The following is an 18,788-nucleotide window of genomic DNA, read 5'->3' as shown; positions in this document are numbered from 1 at the left end:
CATGGCCGTGTCGAAAGCCACCGAAACCAAGCTCCGCGACGCCATGCGGCGCCTGCTCGACGGCACACCTACCCGCACCGACGGCGCGCTGACCAAGGAAAACCTCGCCCGCGAGGCCGGTGTCAGCCATGCCACCGTCCACCGCGCCGAGGCCGTGCTGGCCGACTGGAACACCCACGTCCCCCGCCCGATCATCCGCACCGCCAGCGAAACCCGCCGCGACCAGACCATCGACGACCTGCGCGGCAAGCTACGCGAGGCCAACCAGCAGATCACCACACTCAACGGCAAGCTCGACGCCCTCGCCGCGGTCACCGCGAACCTCTACCGCGAAAACCAAGCCCTACGTCGACAACTGGGCCACCACACCCGCCTCGCGCTGCTGCCCGTCCCTCCGGAACCGGACAACCCGACACAGGAGGAGGACAATCAATGATCACGATCGAATCTCGATCACCGGCCACACATCGGCGCTCACTGAGACACCGCAACGGCTTCTCACCGACCTACACAGGCCAAACCTATCCACACGAGACACCCAAGCCTATGAGACACCGAAATTTCCCTAACAACGGCGTCGTCCCCCAACAAGCCACCCACGCGATAACACTGCTCCTGGCCGACTTCGCCGCCCTCACCGACGATCACATCGACGATGCGCGGCAGGTGAGGGCCGCATGACTCACCGAGCCGATGGCCCATCAGAACAGCCCCAATTTCAGCGAAGCCTCGGAGATCAACTCGCATCGGCAGTCAGCATCGGCGAAGAGGAGACACGACCGCGAACAAGCGGGCTCCCAGTCGCGCGCCTGCTCCCCTGCGTTCACGACAGCGGCATGTATTTCGCCGTGACAAAGATCGACAACCGTGGACGGCTCGCCGACCGATCGCCGATACGGGTCCTGGGCTGGTCACCGAACCGATCGGTCACGATCAGTGTCTTTAACGGGCTCTTTATCGTTGTCAGTCGATCCCATGGGCCTAACACCATCACCCGTCAAGGCCACCTCCGACTGCCGGCGGACGTACGGCACTCATGCCGTCTCGCACCCGGCGCCCAGCTTCTCGTCGCCGCCTGCCCGGAACGCGACCTGCTAGCGGCCTACACAGCATCCGCGCTTGAGGCGATGCTGTCCGCCTATACCGAATCTGTACCAAACGAGTCTCGGCCATGAAGGATGCCGACATCGAGGCGGCCCGCCTCCTACTCGCCCGCCTCGGAATCAGCCCCGAGCAACTTCTCAAGACGCCAGCGGAAACCAGGGCCGTTCCCACGATCCGTGAGTACATCAACCGCGTGTCGGACGCCGTCCCAGCCGGAACTCGCCGCGTCTACGACCCCTACTGGCGGCGCACCGTCGAACTCTGGGGTGACAGACGAATCGATGAACCCACCGCCCTGGAGATCAAGCAACTCGCCGAGCACATCAAGCTGAACGCCGTTCTCCGAAAGAACTCGCGAGGCGGCCGTACCGCAGCCGAGCATCTGATCTCCGCACTCCGATGTATATACCGGCACGCCGTTGCAGACGGATTGATCGCCGAACAGGACAACCCTGCAATACGCGTTGCCAAACCCAGACGGCTGGTCAGCACGCGACGAGCATTACGCGACACACGCCTCGCCGAGATCAACAAGGTCGCGGGATCGACCGGCAACGATCCCGAGCTCGACTCGATGTTGCTACGACTGCACACCGAAACAGCCTGCCGCCGAGGCGGCGCGCTGGCACTCCATCCCAAAGACCTCGACACCGAACAATGCCTCATACGCCTACATGAGAAAGGCGAGACGCTGCGATGGCAACCAGTGTCGCCAACCCTTATGCAGCATCTCGTCACCCACTGCGAGCAACGCGGACCAGCCGAAACCGACCAGCTCCTGCGATACCGCGACGGCCGCCCCATCACCGCGCGCCGCTACGACCACCTATGGCAACGCCTCGGCAAACACCTTCCCTGGGTCGCAACACAACAAGTCAGCACCCACTGGCTCCGACACACCACACTCACATGGGTCGAACGAAACTTCAGCTACGCCGTAGCACGCGCATACGCCGGCCACAACGGCAATAGCGACGCAGGCACCACCTCCACTTACGTCCGCGCCGACCTCCAAGAAGTCGCCACCGCGTTAGCCGCACTCACCAACGAACCGCACCCGCTTGCAATAGACAGGTAGCTACGCGCGGTGAGGTGACGAACGCCCTGATCACAATGTTTGTGTGCTCCGAAACCGCACCGTCGTAGCGCTAAATTAATCCATGTCCGCCCGCCAACCGCATGAACGCTGTAGCGCGATGGAATCGACCGAACGACACTCCTAGACCCCCGTAACTCCAGAGTACAACCGATCATCGGTGGATCCGACGAGGTCTCCAAATTCCCTCTGGCGGCGGTGAATACAGGGGCGTTCTACTGTTCGTCGTTGAACGGGTCATCAGGTCCCCAGAAGTCCAGTTCGACCCCTGGTCCGTCGCTGAGCCGTCGCGCGTGGAGTATGCCCTGCCTGGATGGGTTGACTCGAACTTCAGCCGTGCCCGCCGGGTCGTATCCCGGAGACCAGAGCTCGATCTCTCCGTTCCGGCCATTCGTCACACGCAACCAGGAACGTTCCTGCGGAACAGGGCCAGTCCACGTGACGTCGTCGAGCCGCTTCGTCTGCTTCCGCCATCGCCGACTCTGGGGCCAAATTGCCCGATTAGCAAAATTCAACCAGGCCTCGTGGGACTCCGTTGTCGGCCAGTCAGGTGAACTGGTGATCTCGGGGTCGAGGTGGGCGATCCAGTCCCGCATAGCTGCCAACGAGTCGAACGTTGCGTTGGCCGCCTCAACAGCGGAGATTGCGGCGCCACGGTGGTCAAAACCGGCTCGGATCAAGATGGAGGCCGGTCGCAGCAGAGTGCCGGTCTCGATCGCGGTCAGTGCCGACCCGTCGAGTGTGGCAGCGGCGGGGTTGCCTTGCGCGTCCTCGTACACGCGGGCAGCCTCCATGCCCCACACCAGCCGGTAGATCAGGTCCGATTCGATGAACTGGGCGATCGTGACACGGTCGGCCGGGCCACTGGTCTCGAATTCGCCGAGGGGGCGGCCACCTACCCAGCGGGCGAGGATCTCTCGCCAGTCCCTGAGCCGAGTCTCGGGCTGGAAAGGGGGCAACGAGAAGATCGTGGTCGCGATCTGTTCGAGCCAAGCTGTCGCGGTTGCGTAATCCTCGTCGGCTATCGCGGCCTCGGCCAGGGCGATGAGCCCAATGACGTCGCTTGCGACCTGAGCGAGTTCTCGTCCTGCGTTAACGCCGAGTCCAGCGAGATACCACCCGCGGCGCTGGGCTGGTGTGGAAGTGCTCCAGATGAACCGAGCTCGACTGGTAACTACCTCACGCAGGGCTGCAGCTTCTGCCGCGTCGAGACGCTGAAGTTGTCGCTCCCACAGGGAGCCCCTGAGGGCGTCTGCGATCAGTTGGGTGATCTCGTCGGGATCGGAATCGTCGTCGCCGACGATGCTCAGGATTCCGGCGTCAAGGAGGGCGAGATTCGACCGCCAGTCCTGAGCGGCTTCCTGCTGCTGGTCCGGTGTCACGCCTTCGACAACCGGTAGTGTCCATTCTGGACCGCCAGTGAGGTAGTCGAGGAAAGGCTGCAGTTCTTCAGATCTGATTGACGCGGTTATACGTCGGACGAGAGCGATGCTCACTTCGATCAGTCCGGATCGAAGCGTCTTGCTGGCGTCGCCACTGGTGAGTTGAAGCCATTCTCGCCGTCGCCGGGCGGCGGATTCGAAGATGGGATAGAGCACGAGTCCTTCGGTGTCGACGAAGGCGCGGCCTGCTCGTCCGATGACGTTGGAGAACTCTGCGCCGGTGAGGAGAGCCTGACCACGACGGAGTCCGTGGAACAACACGACGGATGCCGATAGGTTCAGTCCCTGGGCAAGAGTCGGTGAGGCGACGGTGACCTTAATGACTCCGGCGTGGAGGAGTCGCTCGACCTCGCGGCGGAAAGGTCCTGGGAGTGCGCCGTGATGGATCGCCACTCCCAGCTTGAGGCACTCCAAGATCGGATGACCGTCACCGAACCATTCGGCGCCGATCATGAGAGCGCCGGAGAGATCGACGTCGGCGGGCAGCACCGAGTCGATGAAGCCTTGTCGTCGAAGCTTGATGACCTCACGCGCGTAGGGCTCGACTGAGTTCCGTTGAGGGCAGAAGATCAGGGCGGTCTGGCCCTCCTCGACGAGTCGCCACGCGGTAGCGATGACAAGTTCACGTTGGTCGGCCGGGAAAGGCTTCTGTCGGGGGCGAGTAGGCGCCGTCGCCTCCAGAAACCTGGGGATGTACGGCCGGTCCTCCCCCACAGTCATCGACAGGCGGGCGTGATCCCCGCGCCATTCCACCAAGCCAAACCGCTGCAGGGTGGGACGCCATTCCTCGCGGTGGAGGCCATCCGGGGTCTCGTCGGTGATCCAGGAAACGAAGTCATTGAGGTCCTCGCCCGAGGGGAAGACAGCCGAAAGGCATACGATGCGGCGCGCGTGTGCATCGGGGCGACGCAGTAGACGCTGGATCTGAGCTTCGTAACGGATCTCGCGCTCGGACGGCCCGATCATGTGTCCTTCATCGAGGACGATCAGGCCAACGTCATCGAGAACGGCCGGATTCAATCTGAGCGCGAAGTCGAGCTTCTCCGGAGTCGCTACGACGATCTGACTTGTACGGAGAGCATCCTCATCAACGTCGCTTACGCCCATACTCCCATAGAGAGACGACACGCGGACTCCGAGAGGCGCGAAGGTTCGATCCAGAACCTGCTCGGTTTGAGCGGAGAGTGCCCGCAATGGGGTCACATACACGGCTCGCCGACCTTGCGCCAGACAAGACAAGATGCAGAGTTCTGCGATCCGAGTCTTGCCCGCACTGGTAGGGAGGGCAACGACCAAGTCGTGGTTGCCGTCAAAGATGCGGTCGACAACGTGCAACTGCGATGGCCACAGGTCGATCTCGGAGCGCCTGCGGGCAAAGAGGGTCGCCACGAAGGTTCGACGCAGATAGCGCCACCGACGCTCGCGTCGGTCGTCGAAGACTTCGAACGTCGCAGCCCCTACCGGGGGCAGCTGGGTGGGAATGTTGGCGCTGATACTGGTCTGAGCGAGGTCGTCGAGCAGTCGACGCGTGAGGCGATAGACCCACCATGGCCCAGGGGCACTCATGTCGTGCGACGCGCGCTCCCCCGTCTGCAGATCGTCGAGTGCCGCCGTCAAGAGGTCCGGCTGCCCGTGCGCCAAGGCGAAGAGAGCAGTGGCGACAGCCGACATGTAGTTCTCGCTGAGTAACAACGCGAGGGGGCCCAATTCACCTGTGGAGGCAACGGGCTCCACGTACCTGGATCCCTCCTCGCGTGGGTCTAGGAGAGCGGCTAACACGGCATCATCCGTCAAATTGGGTGATGACCTCAGACGTCGCGCCCGTTCCTCGATGTCATCGAGGGCGCGCGTGATCAAATCGGCCAGCGTCTGTTCCATCGGTGTTAGCCGACCGGATCGCATTCCCGTCTGGACCAGTGAGTAGGCACGTGCGGCATAGCCCCCTAGGTGGCTGGCCGCACCGGCGATCAAGCGGTGGAACGCGGTAAGCTCAGCGTTCGAGGCATTTCTGGTCGCCGCCTCGAGTGCGTAGGAGGCGTGAATAAACCCATCGCGGGCAAGATTTTCGTTACTGTCGGTCGCTGTTCCTCGCGTCGGCTCTTCCAGGTCACTGTTCTCAATGATCCGCAGGCTCGTGGAGATCAAGGAGTACCCGTAGCCGAGGAGGTCCTCGTCCAAGAACGCGTCGAACGAAGGGGCACCCTCAGGCAGAGTCCCATCGCGACGGATCATGGACTGGGCCTGGCCCCTTGCGAGGAGTCGACCGCGGAACTGGGGTGCGATGGCGGCGGCCAGGTCGTCGGACAGCATTCTACGGTCACGCACCATCTGCGATCGCCTTCTCGAAGGCTGTGCGAACGAAGTCCTGGTGCGCCTGGACCCGCAGGATCACCGCCTGCTGGGCGATCAGACCCCTATAGGTAGTCAGGTCGGCCCTGACGTGGCTACTCGGATCGTTGCCTGAAAACAGGAACATTAGGTGCGAGACATTTCCAGGCCGGACGCCATGTTCGAGCTGAAGCTTGATGATGGCCTCGCCCAAGTCGTCATCGACAGTGCTCAGCAAGCGTTCTGCAAACTGAGTCAACGAATGCGTTGAAGGCAACCCGTCCTCTCGCTGCAGACTTTCGCGCGCCTCTTTCACAACTGAAGCCGCTGCTCTTGCGCGACTCTTCGCCTCGCCCTTGATCAGGAGGACGTTCGACGCAGAGTCGAACTTAGCCCCGAGCACATCGTCGCCACGCATTGCCCACTCATGGTGGTCGCGCTGGATCAAACGACTGGGGCCGACAACGTATCCGCAGTCTTCCTCGAGGTAAGCGGAGGCAAGGATCTCGCCAAGATCCCCTGACCGTGCGCCTTGTGCCGGAGGAAGCTTGTTTCGTAGGAACGCAGAGACCTTGGCCTTCCCGAACCGTTCCGCGATGCGGGCCAGCGCCTCAGTTGCGGCATAGCGACTAGGCAGGTGCGCAGCGACGGCTCTGATGCCGGCATCGTCATCAACCGACACAAGGAGACCGACGGTGTGAGAGCCGACGGATACAACCTTGACAGGCTCACACCACTGCTTATAGCTCGTCACCTGGCCGCCCCCACAAAAGGCCGTTCACAACGTCGACGTGTCGCCCCGCTTCCGAGGACCAGTAGGGTCCGCCCTGCTCACTCATATACAAGACCAACCGCACCAGGCCCCGAAGGGCTCTTCTCGAGTGATCAGAAGCATAGCAAACTTGGAGCACCGTAATGCTGCTTCACGCGTCAGGCAGGTGTCCATTCATGGCTGAGGTTGAGCTGGGGGTGGTCTAGCTTGATCTTGCAGGCTTGATCGTCGATCATTGCGGTTGTGTCCGCGCCCGAACAGCCTGCGCCCTCGTATGAGGAGCTTGCGTGCCTGGTTGAGGGTTTGGTGGCTCGGGTTGAGGCCTGGAGGCAGAGAATGCCCAGCTGCGGGTGGAAAACGCTGAGCTGAGGCGCAAGCTGGGGATGGATTCGACGAATTCCTCGACCCCGCCATCGCAGGATTCGGCTGCGGCGAAGGGGAAACGCCGCTCGCAGCGGGTGCGCTCGAAGAATCGTAAGCCGGGCGGCCAGCCCGGGCATGCGGAGTCGGTTTTGCAATCCGCGGCGAAGCCGGATCAGACCGAGACCGCAGCCGAGCCTGCGCAGTGTGGTGCGGATCTGGCCAGTGGCCAGGATGCGGGGATGTCCTGGACACAGGTCTGGGGTATCCCGCCAATCCAGTTGCAACGGGTGCACTATCTGCTGCCACGGCGCCGGTGCGGCTGCTGCGGGAAGACCACGACCGCGGCGGTGTCCTCCGGGCAGGCCGGGGCGGGGTGCTTCTGGCCGAACGTCCACGGCGCGGCGATCCTGTTGTCCGCGGCCGGGAATGGGCCCGGTGGGGCGCACAGCGATGCTGGTGGAAGCCCTCCTTTCCGCTCCGGTGTCGACCGGGTTCGTCGCGCGCGCCCACGAGCGCGTCGCCGACACCCTGGATCAGACAGGTTTTGATGCGGCGATGCGGTCCGCGCTGGCCGCCGAACCGGTGTTGTGCGCGGACGAAACACCAGGCAACATCGCACGCCCCGATACCGACGAGGACGGACAACCGGTCCCGGGCGCACCGCTCGTGGTCTGTGTGCACACCCCGGAGCAGAGGCTGGTGTGGTACCGGCAACTGCCCGCCCGTACCAAAAAAGCGCTGCGTGCTCTCGGTCTTTTCGCTGATTACACCGGGTATCCCGTGCGGGATGACTACACGGCCTGGCACCAGTTCGATCCCACCCTCGCCGGGGTGCAACACTGTGTGGCTCACCTGTTCCGCCACCTGCAAGGCGTTCTCGACCTGCATCCCACTCAGCTGGGATGGGCCGGTACCGTCCGCGAGGTGCGCCGCGAGGCGCACGGGGCCGTCGAGGATGCCGTCACCGCCGGGCAGGATCGTCTCGACCCCGACATGCTGGCCGACCTGCGCGCCCGCTACGACAAAGCCGTGGCCTGGGGAATCGCGACCAACCGCCACCGCGATTGGGCAAAGGCAACCACCCCGGTTTAGCGTCCGACGATCGCACGCGACGCGCCAGATGGCTGATGGTCACGTCCGCCGGATGCCTCTTGCTGGTCAGCATTGGTGTCGCATTGCTGTTCTACGGTGTGCCGCTCTTCGGTACTGGGATTTTGAGCGCCCTTCTCGGTACTGCGGCGTTGCGGAGACGAGAAAAACCATGATGCGCACCTGCTCACTCTGCATGGCGCTTGCTCTTGAGCTGACCGCCATGACCTTGTCGAAGGTCTGCTTGAGCCTCAGCCTCGGAAGTTGCCGATCCTGCCGGGCAGCTGGCGCGTGAGAGCATGGGCGTCGTCCATTCTCCCAGATTTACTGGGATATACTAACTTTCGTCAGCGGCTGTAACCAGGAACCAGCTGGTACTTGATCACGGACGCAGCTATGGTCCGTCGCATGAACACCTGCATTGCGCAGGGATGCCACGAATACGTGTTCGATTCCCCCCTCGGACACGCACACTATTCACCCGGCTCGCCGGGTGAATTTTTATTTGGGCGGCCCGATCGGCCGGTTCGTAGCGAACTTGCAGGTCAACGGCCTGGTAGAGGTTGGCGAGCCGGTCCGGCTTGGCACCCGACAGCGCTGCGCCGACGTCGCCGAGCGAATCAATCATGGCGTAGATCTCAGCGTCGGTAAGCACGTTGGGCGCTGGCCGGTTCTCCAGCTCAGCGCGGGCGGCGGCGCGCTCGGCTTGCGCCTCGTTGATCACCTCGGTCAGTGCCTCGGGATCAACACCCGCGCCGATCGCCGCCTGGAAGCGACGCAGCCGCGCTTCGGCGTCAGCGAGCCGCTTCTTAGCCGTCTCCAGCGTGCCTGATGTGGCGCTGGGCGTGTCCTGCGACGCCACCAGTGCCGCGACGGTCTGATCGACGTTCTTAGGGGCGAACAGGCCACCGAGCCACCCGTTGATCTCGTCCCGGATCAAGTCCTCGCGGAGGTACACGGCGGGCGGGTGCTCGGCCAGCGCTGGCGAGCCGGGCGCGAGGGTGCGGGCCGGGCATCGGTAGTACATACCGTGGGCGCGCGGGCTGGCCTCCATCTTCCGCGTGCACACCCCGCACCGGATCCGGCCACGGAACAGATACGGCCGCTTGGTCGGGCGTCCGCTGCGCTCGGCCTTGCGGGCGGTGCGCAGTCCTCCCGCGCCTTTCGATCGGCGGAGCAGCTGCGCTTGGGTGAAGTCCTCCACACTCACGATCTCCGGGTGAGCCGGTCGCCGCGAACGCACCACCCGATCCGACTCAGCGCGCTTGAACCTGATCACGTGCCCTGCCGCGACGTCGTCCGGGTCGAGCAAGGTTTCCCGCCGCGTCCAGCGCCCGAAGAACGCGTATCCGGTGTAGCGCGGGTTGTCGAGGATCGATCGGACCGTGCTGCCCTGCCAGCCATCGGCGAGCCGGTGCCGGTTCTGGTCCGGACGCCGCGCCGACGGGCAAGGAACGCCGTCGCAGTTCAGCCCGTTGGCGATCGCCCGGTCACCCCTTCCGCTCAGATACTCGGCGAAGATCCGTCGAACCACCTCGGCCGACTGCTCATCGATCGCCAGCACCCGCAGCCGGTAGCCCTCGGCCGCTTTGCGCAGATTCGGGTGCGGTCCGCCATCGACGACGTTGTAGCCGTAGGGCGCCCGGCCGCCTTGGTGGCGGCCCTCGTTGAGCACCTGCGCGTCCATCGCAGCGCGCACCCGAGCCTGCACGTGCTGACGCTCGGACTCGCTCATGCCGCCGAGCATGCTCATCAACATCTTGTGCGATGGGTTTCGGGCGTCGAACTTCCCACCCAGCTCGGGCACCCACAGATCCACACCGTAGGCGGCAAACTTCGGAGCGATCAGCGAGAACTGGTTGCCGAACCAACACCGCGTGCCCTCACCGACGACCACGGCATTCCAGCCCCGGTTCGGATCCTTCAACGCAGCCAGCAGCCGTCCAGCCTCCCGGCGACGCTCCCACGGCACCGAACGGGACTGACCGACGTCGAAGTACTCGGCTGCGATCATCCCGCCCAACGGCTCGACGAACTTCTGCGCGTTGTTCAACTGCCACCCGCGCGACGTTTCCGGATCCTGGTTGTCCTCAGTGGAGCATCGGCCGTAGAAGGCGATGGGTCCGATCCCCACATCGACGGTGTCGAGCACCTCGACGCCGAGCAGATCGTCCAGCGTTGCCCACGGGTCGTTGCTGATTTCAACAGTCATGGGTTCCCTTCTCTGGAGGCCCACCGGGGACCTCGATCTCGGTCAGCTCGACCAGTATGCCAAGCAGTATGCGGCTTACTTCTGTCGTTAGTACAGGTAGTTCCGCCGGTAGATGCACCGTGACGTTTTCCCCTTCGGGCGCATCGGCGGTCATGGCTGATCAGCTTCCGGCCCATCGGAAGCGCTGATTTCATGGGTTACTCGATCGATCGCGGACCGGATGTCAGCCGTGAAGTACCCGCGCACCCGGCGAACCTCGCCCTCTTCGTCCGGAACGCGATGCCTGGTCGGTCGGCACTCCAGCTGCCCCATCTGCTTGGCAAACGTGCCGGGGTCGACATCGAGCGCTTCGGCCAGCTCGGCCGTAGGCACGAACTCACGCTGGTCCAGATCGTCGCCGAGGTGTTCCACGACCGATGCGAGCGGTTCCGGCAGGTCGGCCGGCGTGCTGTCCTCGGCGTCGGCGCCGAGCGCCTTCACCACAGCCGCTTGGTCGATCACTCGCGGGCTGTCGTCGCCAGCTGCGTGTCCGGTCAGCGTTCCAGCTGCTTCCCGGAGCGAGCGCCCGCGCTCGCAGATGGTCCGCCATTCCGCGTTGTGCATGTAAAACGTCCGCACGGTCACCGCGACCGTGTCCGCTCCGGCGTCGCTGTCACCGTCCGGCCGCAGGATGCCAACGCCCTTGTGACTTGGCAGCAGCGTGGAGGCATCGAACCCGCGTGTGTTCATCTGCTCGCCGAGCACAATGTTGGAGTCCCGCCAGTCCATCACTCGCAGGGCGAACCGCGAACCGAGCACCGCCCGCAGCCGTGATGGAATCGTGTTCGAGTCCGGCCGCTGCGTGGCGAGGATGACCACGATCCCGACCGCTGGCCCCTTGCGAGCGAGGTAGGTCAGCAGATCCGCGATGTACGCGCCGAGCGTGGCTTTCTTCCCCTCAATCTCCAGCCTCGTCGGGTTCTCCAGGTACACCTGAACTTCGTCGATGATCACAGCCGTGATTGGCATGCCCAGGTCACGATCCCGGGAAATATCCGGCGTGATCTTCGACTCCGGACAGATTTCGTCATCCAGCGTGGACATCCGAGAGAACCGCGCTTGCACCTCGGCGACCAGTTCGACCAGGTAGTCCTGGACGGCTTCGGCGTGTTCCTGCTCGTCGCCGCAAACGTACCGATGTGCGACCGCCTCGGCTGCTTGCCAGTCCTTCCCGCCCTTGCCGTCGAAGACGTACAGCTGCGTGTACGGATCGAGAATCAGCCCGGCCGCCGGTAGCCGGCTGGCGCAGGTTTTGCCCTGCCGAGGGATGGCACCAACGACCAGCGACGTCCACACCAGGGGCAGATCGATCCGGCGGTTCCGCGCGTCGCGCCCGAACGGGATCGGCCGCCAGGCGTCCCAGAACTCCACATCGAGAAGCGGGAACCGAAGCGGCGGCCCGGAGTACGGATCTTCATCGGCAACCCACAGGAAGGCTCGTCCGGCGTGACCGCTCCGCCCGCGCACCCGCTCGACGATCAGCTGCAACTCATCGACCGCCAGCGCCGACGCGAGCGCCTCCCGGTGCTTGATGACGTCGGCAGCTTTGCGGGTGGCAGGCAGGTCAACGGTGACAGCCCAGCCTGCTCCGTCGTGCGCGGCACGCTCCACCAGGCGCAGCGTTTCGTCCTTGCCGATCAGCTTCGCGTCCCGGAACGCATCGACCAGCACCTGCGGGTCCATGGTCCAGGTCAGCGTCCGCGGACCGGCCAGCACCGGTTTCCGGCCCGGTGCGCCATCCTTGCGGCGTCCGAACACGGCCAGCGCCGCCGAGCCGATGCCGGCTGCGACCCACAACGCCCGTCCGCCGTACACGACATAGGCCACGGTGACCGCTGCGGCAGCGGACAGCGCCACGACGCCAGTCACCTTCCAACGGAACAGCGTCAGCGCGCGAATCTCGGTGAACTTGTCCGCGAGTTTCTCCGACTGCTCGGCGGCGTCCCGGTAGTCATGAACGCGCACCCACCGACGCCAGCCCCGGACGGCCGTTGCTGCTCCCCTGCCGACTGCGGCCAGGAACCGCCACGGCGACCTCAGCACGAACGCCAAGGCGTCCATGGCCGCGTGCTTCGCGGCCTGCCACGACTTCAACATCGCTGGTATGCGCGGTGAACGCTGCCACCAGTTCATGAACCGTCGCAGCCAATTCGGCTGCGGCTCGGGCGGCAAGCCATCGTCGATCAGTTCGGCGTCGAAGATGTGCCGCTCGACATCCTGCGACTGCGCGGGAGCAGGAAGCGTCTCACCGCTCATCGCCGCTCACCTTCGCCAACAGCGAGCCAGCCAGCCGCGACGACAACCCACGCGAGCAGCCCGTGACCTCCCGAATCCAGGCAGGCGTCACCGTCACGTCCGGAGTCCACGCCTCCCGAGCACGGCTCAAGTACTCATCGAAGGACGTCCGCCGCTTCGCTTCCGGCGACCGCTCAGGAGCCGATTCGGGCGGTCGCTCGGCGTCCGCCTCCTGACCGGTGTCCGGGCAGCTGACCGCCGCGTTCGTGAACGCTGCCCGGACTGCATCACTGAGCTTGTCCCGGAGATCGGTCACGGCCTCGGCTGCGACGAACACGACCAGCGGCGGCACGGAATGCAGCACCACCATGTCCGCCGATCCGGACGCATACGCCTCCCAGGTGTTCATCACGTACGTGGCTGCGAGCGTGAACCACTTCGCGCCCCGCACCCATCCACGGGTTCGGATGCCGTACCGGGCGGTGACTTGCTCGGCCCGCAGGATTGCCAGCAGCACCAGCGACACCATCGGGTCCAGCAGCCACGCCGCCAGCCACGGCAACGACCACACGGCCGCACCGTTCGCGGCGAAGCTCTGAACGTTGGTCATCGTGAACGCCAGGCCGAGCAGAATCCCGGTCCAGCACAACCGGTCAACCTGCTTACTCGCCTGCTCGACGGCTTCGGCCTCGGCGAGGGTGGGCGGCATCCGCCGCCCACCGCCGAGCGTCGGCGACGCGCTCATTGCCGCCGCCCTTTCCGCTGCTGCGGCACGTCCATTGTGGTCACCGTCAGTGCCTTGGTCAGCGTGTACGACGCGAACAATGCAGGGACGCCGAGCACAGCAAGCAGCAGCGTCGTGTTGCCGGGGTGCGTGATCACGATCCATTGCACGCCCACGATCGCGGCGGCCGTGACCACGACCCGACCAGCCAACGACATCAGCCGGACACTCGCCCGAGCTGCTTCGGTCGCTCGCCGCGTGGCACGCGCACTCGCGCGCCACACCATGACCAGGGCAATCAAGCCACCGAGCGCGGCCAGGATTTCAACGGGGGTCAGTTGCAGCATCATCGGGCACCACCCCCTTCGGCACGCTCCCCGCGCTGAAGCCAGTGCGGATACAGCGCGCGCCGATCGTCCTCGGGCAAAGCTCCCCAGACGCCGACGGTGCTCTCCCCAGCGACGCGGAGATCAAGTTCGAGGCATTCGTCCTGGACCGGGCAGCCCGCACACATCCGCGCTGCCAGCTCGCGATCAGTCATCGGCTGGTCAGCCCAGGCGGGCTCGTCCTCCGGGATCCCTGCCATGCAGAGGCCGTTGCGGAGCACGGCATCGGCGAGCACCGCGCCCGGCACCCATCGCACGCGATCCAGCCGCCACGCGATGCCGGTCAAATGGACGTCGTTGAACGGGGTCATCACTGCCGACCCCCGGCTTGCGTCGCGCCGTTGTCGGTCGGCTCACCGAGCAGGCGAACCAGCTCGCTGGCAGGGATCAAGGAGCGACCGTTCCGTTGCACGGTGCGCAGCGTGCCGAGCCGGATCGCGCGGGAGATCATCGACGGATCGACGCTGAGAAGCCAGGCGGCCTTGCGGACGGTGAAGTACGCCGGTCGTCCGACGTTGGACATATCGGTACCCATTGGAGAAAGCCCTTCAGAAAAGGAATAAATGCTGATTTCAGTAACATACTGATGATTTCAGCGCACATTTGGCGCGAAAAGTCTGCACCGCGCGATAAGTGCGCGGTCATGTCACGGAATGCGGCACGTAACGGCTAACCTCTGCGCTGAGGCGGAGCGCGGAGGAATACGTGTCGGAAGATTGGGCGGCAGTCGCCAGAGCCATTAACGAGCGCGTGAATGAGCTCGGCTGGCGACAGCGAGAGCTTGCCGAGCGCTCGAATGTCTCGCAGGCGATCGTGCGCGAGATCCAGCACCACGTCGTGGAGCGCCGCCGAAGTTCGCGGACGCTGGAGTCGCTGTCGGTGACGCTCGGCTGGCATCCGCAGCACCTGATTTCCGTGCTGCACGGGCGAAAGCCGCCTGAGCCCGACGAACCGGTCACGGCCAGCGCCGACACCATCTGGTCCCGTTTGGACGCTCTCGAACATCGCATGATCGAGATCACCGAACGCCTCGACGACCTGAAGGACGATCTCGCGACGGTGATCGAGCATGTCCGCAAGAACCGCTAGGGCTGGGTGGTTTCGCTTGCTGGCTCGGACGTCTTTCATGCCTTCAATTCCAGTGCGAAACCGCTGGGCAACCCATGCATCAGCGACGCACATCCAGTGCATGAGCGGTGCAGATCCGGTGCACAAAGCAGCGGCAGGGGGCGCGGCTCGATGGATTTGGTGACCGGCTGGACGGGCCGCACCGCGTGCGCGCTACAGGCGGCGTTGCGAATGAGCAACGAGACGTTTGCGGAACATTTGGGAATTGCCGTCCGAACAGTCAGCGGGTGGCACAAGAAGCCCACTTTGGTGCCGAAATCCGAGATGCAACAGCTGCTCGACACAGCGCTTGAGCAGGCATCGCCGCCGGTCAAAGCACGGTTCGCCCAGCTGGTCAACGATGCTGCCGATGCCGGCCCCGCCGATCCGCCTGTCGACGACCAGGCGGCAGCTGATGCCGAGCAACGCCTGAGCACAGATCCCAACATCGGCACGGCACTGGAGTGGCTGGACGAACACGCGGGCTGGGAGCCGGGCACCAGTCGACGCGACGTTGCTTCGCGGCTGGCGCGGCTGGACGTGCGGGAGCTCCAGGGAAGGGCAAGCCTTCGCGGGCGCGTGGATCAACGGAGCGTCGCGCAAGTCCTCGGAAAGTACTACGGAGAGCGGACGGCAAACCACGGCAGGTACGCCGCGCGCTACGGCAGCGACACCGAGGCCGAAACAAGCATCTTGACCAGCGCTGACTGGCTGGACTTGGAATGTCCGCTGATCGCTTCCCATGACCGTCTCAAAGTCACCAGCGCGGCGGACGCTGACATGTCGCTGGACGATGACGCAGCTGGACGTGCGGCTCAGCGGTTAGCCGAGACGCTGGCTATGGGGACCAGGCTCGTCGACATGCCGCTGTACAGGCTGCTTGGCATAGATGTATCCCCAGGTTCGATCCGTGGATCGGTCGGCGTCACGCGGTTCGTCGAGTACGCCGTGACCATGGACCTACTCGAAGGCGAGCTGATCGACGCGATCGCAGCCGACGCCGACTCGGCGCACGAGGCGCTGCCGCTGCGCGACAAGTACCTACCGGACATCGCGTCCGTGGTCGACGTCTCCAGTCGGCTGTGTGCGGGCGGCCCGCTCGCACTGTGCGCGATCGCTCGCCCAGCAAGCCCATTCCGGGGCGAATCGGACTACGTTCTCCTGGTGCAAGAACGCTCGGGCCACGTACTCAACGCCGCGCGTCGACTGGCGGTGATCCCCAAGGGCTTCCATCAGCCGATGACGGACCTGCGCGTCGACGCGCAGGTCGGCGCGACGCTGCGGCGGGAGATGGAAGAGGAGCTGTTCGGACGCGAGGACATCGACAACACCTTCGGCGACCAGCGGACCGCCGATCCGATGCACCCGAGCCGCTTATCCGAGCCGATGCGTTGGCTAATGGAAAACCCAAGTGGGCTGCGTATGGAATGCACCGGTTTCGGCCTGAACCTGCTCAGCGGGAATTTCGAATTCCCCAGCCTGATCGTCATCGACGACGAAGAATTCTGGTCCCGCTACGGCGGCCAAGTCGAAGCCAACTGGGAATCGGCAGGACTCCGCCAGTACTCCAGCCTGGATGGGGACCTGCTAGGCGAACTGGTCCGTGATGTAGCGTGGAGCAATGAAGGACTGTTCGCACTGCTTCAGGGCCTTCGGCGACTCGGCCAAATCGGCGGCGGGCGAGTGAGCTTGCCACCGATCGAATGGGAGGTACGATAGTGAGCCGCAATTGGCACCACGGAAACGCAGCCGAAGACGGCAGCGAAACCCGCGGTTGGGTGCTCGGCCACTTCATCGACCCATCCGAAGGCGTCCGATCAACGAAGGACGTCGAAGTTAAATGGGGCATCCACCCAGCGGGAGAGAAACGCCCCAACGGGTGGACGACCGACGACCAGCGAACAACCATGCTTCTGCTGGTGCAGGGACACTTCCGCCTACACCTCACGGAAGGCAGTGTCGATTTGGCCAAGCAGGGCGACTACGCAGTCTGGGGACCGGGAATCGATCACTCCTGGGAAGCGATCTCGGATTCGGTCGTCGTCACCGTCCGCTGGCCGTCGGCATCCAACTAGCTCCACGTCACGAAGGGCAGGTTCACGCCGTCGCCACCAAGCTCACGCAGTCGGCGAATCCCTTGCGACAGCGCGAAAAGCCCTTCGTCGCTCCAGCACTCGTCAGCGACCAGCTCGGCGACCAGATGATCGTCCAAACTGGAGTACAGGCGCAGCCCCGACGCCTCCCAGTTTGCTTCGACCTGCCCGCCGTAGCGTGTCCAAAACTCATCGTCATCAATAACGACGAGGCATGCGAACTCAAAGTTTCCACTGACTAGGTTTAGCCCGAATCCAGTGCATTCCATCCGCACGCGGCCAGAATCCGCCATGAGCCATTTCATCGGCTCGGACAAACGACCAGGATGCAGCGGCGCAGCCGCGCGAGGCGCTCCAATCGTGCTGTCAACCTCGCTCCGCCCGAACAGTTCCTCTTCCATCTCACGCAGCAATGTGGTTCCCAACTGCGCATCGGCCTGAATATCGGTCATCGGCTGATGGAAACCTTTCGGAATCACAGCGAGCCGCCGCGCAGCGTTGAGAACATGACCGGAGCGCTGCTGAATTAGGAGCGCATAGTCCCGTTCACCACGATACGGGTCAGCGGGACGCGCAATAGCGCACAATGCAAGCACGCCACCCGCACACAACCGACCAGACAGATCGAGAACGGACGCAATGTTCGGCAGATACCGATCTCGCAGCGGCAGGTCACCGAGCCGATCCGTGGAAGCGTCACCAACAGAATCGACCAGTTCTTTTTCGAGAAGATCCATGGTCACGGCGTACTCGACAAACGGAGCGACGCCGACGGAACCCGTAATCGTCCCGTCCTCAACGTTGATACCCAGAAGTCGATAAAGCGGGACGTTCGCGACTCGTACGCCAAGCGCGGCGGCTTCGGCGAGCCGATGCACCGCATGGCCTATCCCTGTGTCATCCGGCGCAAGACGGCTTCCGGGTTCGCTGCTCAACGTCAGACGATCATTGCCCTGTCCGAGCGGACACGCGAGGTCCAACCAGCTCGGCCGCGTAAGGACGCTCGTCTGGATCGTCAGGTGTCCACAATGCACGCGGTAGGGAGCATGACCCTGCCTCTGCACATCGTCCGCGTAGTACGCCATCAGCGCATTCGCGATCTGGCTTCGGTGCACCTTGCCACGCCGCGCATGCCGGTCGAGCAGATCATCAGTGCTCAACTGCCCAAGGCGGGACATCACCTTGCGTCGAGTCGTCTCAGGGCTCCACCCAGCGTGGTCGTCCAACCAAGCAAACGACATGGCCATGTCGACACGCGTTTCCGGCGTCTGAACAGCTGGTGTCGAAGTTTCACGACGGCCCAGCCAGCCGATCTCAACCTGGCCGAACGCCGACTGCGGGACAGGAGTGGCTTCCGCGCGACGCTCAGCGGCAACCTCCACGTGCGTGGTCATCTGTCCCGGCGGAACTAGCAGCTCGTCAATGCCGAGACCGAAGATTCGTTCGAGCAGCCGGGCGGTTGCCGGTCGAAGCTGGCCAAGCGGCTGCCCGTCCCGCCCGCGCCCGGCGGTCAACCGCTGTAGGTGGCGAACGCTGAGCGTTCCGGGTTCGTCGTGTTCGCGAGCAAAGGTCTCGGCGAACTCGGCGAACTCCTGTAGCGTCTGCCGCCGTTCTTTGATCTTCAGTTCGAGCACTGTGCGTGCCGTCTGCATCGCTGTCTCCCGTCCGCGCTACCGGGTCGCCTTATGTCCTCAGCAGGTCGTGTCCAGGTCGTTCCGCTGACCGAGCGCTGATGTAAGCATGATTTCAGTCTGACACGAACCGCTTACACGCGGTCACCCCCAAGTCGTCCGGCGGC

Annotated in this window: 16 protein-coding genes; 7 read left to right on the top strand and 9 right to left on the bottom strand. The window is 64.2% G+C overall.

What is annotated here, in order from left to right:
* The first annotated feature begins 1 nt into the window (after position 1).
* On the top strand, positions 2–436 hold the full coding sequence (locus FDZ84_RS40385; RefSeq protein ID WP_168588446.1) for a hypothetical protein: 435 nt from the start codon (positions 2–4) through the stop codon (positions 434–436).
* A 735-nt stretch (positions 437–1,171) separates the two neighbouring features.
* Positions 1,172–2,182 (top strand): site-specific integrase, encoded by a 1,011-nt coding sequence (locus tag FDZ84_RS28945; protein ID WP_168588445.1) that lies wholly within the window; start codon positions 1,172–1,174, stop codon positions 2,180–2,182.
* 233 nt (positions 2,183–2,415) lie between these two features.
* Here FDZ84_RS28945 and FDZ84_RS28940 read toward each other — a convergent pair whose 3' ends face one another.
* Together FDZ84_RS28940 and FDZ84_RS28935 are read right to left on the bottom strand one after the other, a co-directional pair.
* Positions 2,416–5,952: a DEAD/DEAH box helicase gene (locus tag FDZ84_RS28940; protein ID WP_168588444.1), complete on the bottom strand. Its 3,537-nt coding sequence runs from the start codon at positions 5,950–5,952 to the stop codon at positions 2,416–2,418.
* Positions 5,953–5,959: 7 nt separating this feature from the next.
* Entirely contained in the window at positions 5,960–6,724 is a 765-nt protein-coding gene (locus tag FDZ84_RS28935; protein WP_168588443.1) for a Hachiman antiphage defense system protein HamA, read from the bottom strand.
* Between the two features lie 341 nt (positions 6,725–7,065).
* Between FDZ84_RS28935 and FDZ84_RS41120 the strand changes: the two genes are divergently transcribed.
* Both FDZ84_RS41120 and FDZ84_RS28930 read left to right on the top strand, forming a co-directional pair.
* On the top strand, positions 7,066–7,653 hold the full coding sequence (locus tag FDZ84_RS41120; RefSeq protein WP_371812923.1) for a DUF6444 domain-containing protein: 588 nt from the start codon (positions 7,066–7,068) through the stop codon (positions 7,651–7,653).
* Positions 7,541–8,197 (top strand): transposase, encoded by a 657-nt coding sequence (locus tag FDZ84_RS28930; RefSeq protein WP_168588442.1) that lies wholly within the window; start codon positions 7,541–7,543, stop codon positions 8,195–8,197. Before FDZ84_RS41120 ends, FDZ84_RS28930 begins: the two co-directional genes overlap by 113 nt.
* A gap of 391 nt (positions 8,198–8,588) precedes the next feature.
* Here the strand turns inward: FDZ84_RS28930 and FDZ84_RS28925 are convergent, their stop codons facing one another.
* From FDZ84_RS28925 to FDZ84_RS28900, 6 genes are all read right to left on the bottom strand, one after another.
* Complete coding sequence (locus FDZ84_RS28925; RefSeq protein ID WP_168588441.1) at positions 8,589–10,406, bottom strand: recombinase family protein; 1,818 nt, start codon at positions 10,404–10,406, stop codon at positions 8,589–8,591.
* A 150-nt stretch (positions 10,407–10,556) separates the two neighbouring features.
* Positions 10,557–12,701, bottom strand: coding sequence for an FtsK/SpoIIIE domain-containing protein (locus FDZ84_RS28920; protein WP_168588440.1), 2,145 nt, complete (start codon positions 12,699–12,701; stop codon positions 10,557–10,559).
* Positions 12,691–13,389 carry a hypothetical protein gene (locus FDZ84_RS28915; RefSeq protein WP_168590422.1) on the bottom strand — a complete coding sequence of 233 codons (699 nt, stop codon included), beginning with the start codon at positions 13,387–13,389 and terminating at the stop codon, positions 12,691–12,693. Before FDZ84_RS28915 ends, FDZ84_RS28920 begins: the two co-directional genes overlap by 11 nt.
* Before the next feature lie 32 nt (positions 13,390–13,421).
* Positions 13,422–13,754 (bottom strand): hypothetical protein, encoded by a 333-nt coding sequence (locus FDZ84_RS28910; RefSeq protein ID WP_168588439.1) that lies wholly within the window; start codon positions 13,752–13,754, stop codon positions 13,422–13,424.
* Positions 13,751–14,101 (bottom strand): WhiB family transcriptional regulator, encoded by a 351-nt coding sequence (locus FDZ84_RS28905; protein WP_168588438.1) that lies wholly within the window; start codon positions 14,099–14,101, stop codon positions 13,751–13,753. The genes FDZ84_RS28910 and FDZ84_RS28905 overlap by 4 nt, the downstream gene beginning before the upstream one ends.
* The gene (locus FDZ84_RS28900) at positions 14,101–14,313 is read right to left on the bottom strand and encodes a helix-turn-helix domain-containing protein (protein WP_168588437.1); all 213 of its coding nucleotides are present in this window, start codon (positions 14,311–14,313) and stop codon (positions 14,101–14,103) included. The genes FDZ84_RS28905 and FDZ84_RS28900 overlap by 1 nt, the downstream gene beginning before the upstream one ends.
* Before the next feature lie 182 nt (positions 14,314–14,495).
* On the opposite strand from FDZ84_RS28900, the gene FDZ84_RS28895 reads away from it, so the two are divergent.
* The 3 genes from FDZ84_RS28895 to FDZ84_RS28885 all read left to right on the top strand — a co-directional run bounded on the left by FDZ84_RS28895 (position 14,496) and on the right by FDZ84_RS28885 (position 16,972).
* Entirely contained in the window at positions 14,496–14,879 is a 384-nt protein-coding gene (locus FDZ84_RS28895) for an XRE family transcriptional regulator (protein WP_168588436.1), read from the top strand.
* A 150-nt stretch (positions 14,880–15,029) separates the two neighbouring features.
* Complete coding sequence (locus tag FDZ84_RS28890; RefSeq protein ID WP_168590421.1) at positions 15,030–16,616, top strand: transcriptional regulator; 1,587 nt, start codon at positions 15,030–15,032, stop codon at positions 16,614–16,616.
* Positions 16,601–16,972, top strand: coding sequence for a signal peptidase I (locus FDZ84_RS28885; RefSeq protein ID WP_168588435.1), 372 nt, complete (start codon positions 16,601–16,603; stop codon positions 16,970–16,972). Before FDZ84_RS28890 ends, FDZ84_RS28885 begins: the two co-directional genes overlap by 16 nt.
* Here FDZ84_RS28885 and FDZ84_RS38150 read toward each other — a convergent pair.
* Positions 16,969–18,642: a transcriptional regulator gene (locus FDZ84_RS38150; protein ID WP_210435191.1), complete on the bottom strand. Its 1,674-nt coding sequence runs from the start codon at positions 18,640–18,642 to the stop codon at positions 16,969–16,971. The two genes, FDZ84_RS28885 and FDZ84_RS38150, sit on opposite strands and share 4 nt — an antisense overlap.
* Between the last annotated feature and the right edge of the window lie 146 nt (positions 18,643–18,788).

The organism is Saccharopolyspora sp. ASAGF58 (assembly GCF_012277335.1).
Classification (GTDB): Bacteria; Actinomycetota; Actinomycetes; order Mycobacteriales; family Pseudonocardiaceae; genus Saccharopolyspora; species Saccharopolyspora hattusasensis.
The sequence above is the reverse complement of the archived record's forward strand: the minus strand, read 5'-3'. Positions and strand labels throughout refer to the sequence as shown.

What these genes read in the sequence shown, in the direction of transcription:
- FDZ84_RS40385 (WP_168588446.1), top strand. Translation starts at nt 2, where the DNA reads ATGGCCGTGTCGAAAGCCACCGAAACCAAGCTCCGCGACGCCATGCGG.
- FDZ84_RS28945 (WP_168588445.1), top strand. Translation starts at nt 1,172, where the DNA reads ATGAAGGATGCCGACATCGAGGCGGCCCGCCTCCTACTCGCCCGCCTC.
- FDZ84_RS28940 (WP_168588444.1), bottom strand. Translation starts at nt 5,952, where the DNA reads ATGCTGTCCGACGACCTGGCCGCCGCCATCGCACCCCAGTTCCGCGGT.
- FDZ84_RS28925 (WP_168588441.1), bottom strand. Translation starts at nt 10,406, where the DNA reads ATGACTGTTGAAATCAGCAACGACCCGTGGGCAACGCTGGACGATCTG.
- FDZ84_RS28920 (WP_168588440.1), bottom strand. Translation starts at nt 12,701, where the DNA reads ATGAGCGGTGAGACGCTTCCTGCTCCCGCGCAGTCGCAGGATGTCGAG.
- FDZ84_RS28915 (WP_168590422.1), bottom strand. Translation starts at nt 13,389, where the DNA reads ATGCCGCCCACCCTCGCCGAGGCCGAAGCCGTCGAGCAGGCGAGTAAG.
- FDZ84_RS28910 (WP_168588439.1), bottom strand. Translation starts at nt 13,754, where the DNA reads ATGATGCTGCAACTGACCCCCGTTGAAATCCTGGCCGCGCTCGGTGGC.
- FDZ84_RS28905 (WP_168588438.1), bottom strand. Translation starts at nt 14,101, where the DNA reads ATGACCCCGTTCAACGACGTCCATTTGACCGGCATCGCGTGGCGGCTG.
- FDZ84_RS28900 (WP_168588437.1), bottom strand. Translation starts at nt 14,313, where the DNA reads ATGTCCAACGTCGGACGACCGGCGTACTTCACCGTCCGCAAGGCCGCC.
- FDZ84_RS28890 (WP_168590421.1), top strand. Translation starts at nt 15,030, where the DNA reads ATGGATTTGGTGACCGGCTGGACGGGCCGCACCGCGTGCGCGCTACAG.
- FDZ84_RS28885 (WP_168588435.1), top strand. Translation starts at nt 16,601, where the DNA reads ATGGGAGGTACGATAGTGAGCCGCAATTGGCACCACGGAAACGCAGCC.
- FDZ84_RS38150 (WP_210435191.1), bottom strand. Translation starts at nt 18,642, where the DNA reads ATGCAGACGGCACGCACAGTGCTCGAACTGAAGATCAAAGAACGGCGG.